The following is a 2777-nucleotide window of genomic DNA, read 5'->3' on the forward strand; positions in this document are numbered from 1 at the left end:
GATGTTCCATCAGTTCCGAGAACACGATCCGGACGAACGGATCCAATCCATCGAACGCATAGTCATCAAGTATCCGCTCGTCCATCACGTCTCCCCCCTTCCGGTTTTCTATAGAACGATTCCCCGTAAAAAACCAGTTCAGTCCTTGTTCTTGAACCTACAGAAATGAAGACTTTCAAAAAAATGTATACACATATACATGTATACACGTATACAAATCTACATGTATACATGTATACAATGATTCCTTTTTCTTATGTACGACGATTCCGTCGAATCATATTGGTATTGAAGAAGACGGTGAGGTGGGTCAAGCGCTCTCCTTCCTTCACATCACAAAGCAGATCCATGCTCACAAGTTTTAAGTCATCAAAATCTTCTTGAAGCCGGTTAGGAAGGCGTCGAAGCAATACCTCCGTCATCTCGTCCATCGTCTGTTGATCTAGTTGGTAGCTGTCCATCTGAATCATCCTCTCCTGTTGATAGCCTCATGATACCTCGCATCCAAGCAGGCAACATCTCGCCTAATTTCACGTAAGCCCTGGTGTTGTTTCAAACAAGCCCTAGGGCTTGTTTAGAAAACATGGTCATTTTCAATAAACAAACCGTGTTTTCACTTCTACTATTTCATCAAACAATCTTCTTACGAGACAGACCAAAACAACGTCCAACCTTCACACACGAACCATCTCGTTTTCGTCATGCGAAAACGGACCTTTTCCCGGATCCCGCTCTATGGATCCAGGCGAGAGCACGCGAGTCGCCCCTCTCGTCAAAGAAAAACGCACGTTTTTCGTCCTTCTTTATAGACCGATTCCCGATACTTATGGGATTCACGCCTCGTTAAAGACTCAAGTGAGAAAAATAAATGTATACACGTATACAAATCTACAAGTATACATGTATACATTTTGAAACAATCAGTTATGTACTTGAAGCGTGTTTGTATTAAAGAAGACCGTCATTTGTTTTAATCGTTCTCCTTCTTTCACCTCACAAAGGATGTCCATGTTCAATCACATGACCAAGCCATCCTTACCTATGACGAGATTAAAGGATTCTTGCCTAAATACTGTGGCCACAAACTTGCCATTCAAAAGATGATGGCTCGTTTGAAATTCCTTCAAGTGTCCCTTGTAGAGGACAGCCGTCATTTCTTAAATGTGGTGAAGCAAAATCTCACGCTTAAAAAACGCGTTCAAGATATTACACGTCCAGTCCTCGTTGAATTGACATTAGACAAGTCTCAAGACAGTAAAGTGATCCGAGAAGAAGAGCGTTCAGATGCTCAAATTGCTTGGTTCGAGTTGCGTAAGCGCGTTGGTGAGTTCTTCGATTTCGATGCACTAAAAGTAAGCCGTGAATCTCTCTATTCAATGAGTGATACGTTCGGTGCATCAGCGTTCCGTGAAGTCTTGGCTGATTTGAAACAAGCGTTTCTTCACCATCGTGAAGACTTAATTCATTCAAGTGAGCATCAACTCTTCTTCAATGAGCCGATTCTTTACCTTCATCAACAACTAAAACATAAAGTGGAAAAATTGACGATCGCATGATGGTCTTTTTGGCATGCCTCATTTTGAAAAATTGTATGAAAACATCCCGAATCTATATCCATTGTTGATTCATTCCATCAAAAGGCATCGTATATGACCTGTGTTTCATAAGGTCATTTTTATATTTTACATCTTTGGAAAAAAATCAAATACAATCGTTTTTATTTCAAATATATAGCGAATAAAATTGGCTGTTGGATGTGATTTATCAAAAAGGAAATGAAAAAAAAATAGCCTCTTTGAATAAAAGAAACTATGGCTGACATATTTACAATCTTCTAAATCTCTCGAAAACGTTGGTTTCAAAAGGATTTTCGGACTTTCATTTTTCCTAATTCTTTTAATCTATCTTTAATTCTTATTCATTCTATTTAATCTTTTTTATTCATAAGAATATGGTTTTGTATTCTTCTCTTAATCGATTAGATCTGAGCGTTTGATTACATGTACATTCTCTAACGACTTAAATCATAGTAATCGTTCAAGAAACCGTTCATTCAATATCATGAAGATGTCACATCCATGATGACTTAATCCTATATACCCCTCATACAATAAAGTATATATCATCTTCTAGGAGGTCTTTCCTATGAAAAGAAGTATTCGCTATGATGTTGATTATGTATTCGCTGGTTTTGACAATATTGAAAAGTATGGACATTGGACATATCGTGATGAGATTACAGAATTAGAACTTAAAAACGCAGGAGAAAATATTGAGAATCTCGTATTTACGGGTCAAATGTTAGATGAAATTTTTGCAACTGAAATTTTCTATCAGTACGTGACAAAACTACTCGGTGCCCCTTGTGTCACCACTAATGCGATATTCGAACATTTACATAACGAAGATGACGGTGTCTATACACTAGGATTACTCTCTGTTTCGCTGATGGAACCAACCTATCAATTTGACATGTAATGTATACATCGTTAGAGCTACACGATGGTCTTAGCTTTTATTTGATGTCATCTTATCTATCGATGTTTCCATGTTCGGTGTTTTTAACTTTAAATATGTATGGCCCGAAACTGTATGCTCCTTTAGTATCCATATATCCTGATAAGGGCTTAGCTCAAGTTGCTATGTTTTATTCATTCACTAATTTCAAATTCGAAGACTATAACCCAAGTGAACTGCTCCCCGTCAAGTAGACAGGGTAAATAATGAAAACCAACCTAAGCGGCTTGAGACCTGTATTCGACAGGGCTCAAGCCGTT

The 2777-nt window shown here is 38.1% G+C and carries 3 protein-coding genes; 2 read left to right on the plus strand and 1 reads right to left on the minus strand.

Annotated elements, in window-relative coordinates:
• Positions 1-254: 254 nt before the first annotated feature.
• On the minus strand, positions 255-461 hold the full coding sequence (locus tag KNP67_RS15160) for a hypothetical protein (RefSeq protein ID WP_214756970.1): 207 nt from the start codon (positions 459-461) through the stop codon (positions 255-257).
• Positions 462-1061: 600 nt separating this feature from the next.
• On the opposite strand from KNP67_RS15160, the gene KNP67_RS15165 reads away from it, so the two are divergent.
• Together KNP67_RS15165 and KNP67_RS15170 are read left to right on the plus strand one after the other, a co-directional pair.
• Positions 1062-1556: a hypothetical protein gene (locus tag KNP67_RS15165; protein ID WP_214756972.1), complete on the plus strand. Its 495-nt coding sequence runs from the start codon at positions 1062-1064 to the stop codon at positions 1554-1556.
• Positions 1557-2145: 589 nt separating this feature from the next.
• Complete coding sequence (locus KNP67_RS15170) at positions 2146-2478, plus strand: hypothetical protein (protein ID WP_214756975.1); 333 nt, start codon at positions 2146-2148, stop codon at positions 2476-2478.
• Positions 2479-2777: the final 299 nt, after the last annotated feature.

It is taken from the genome of Exiguobacterium sp. s157 (genome assembly GCF_018618205.1).
Classification (GTDB): Bacteria; Bacillota; Bacilli; order Exiguobacteriales; family Exiguobacteriaceae; genus Exiguobacterium; species Exiguobacterium chiriqhucha.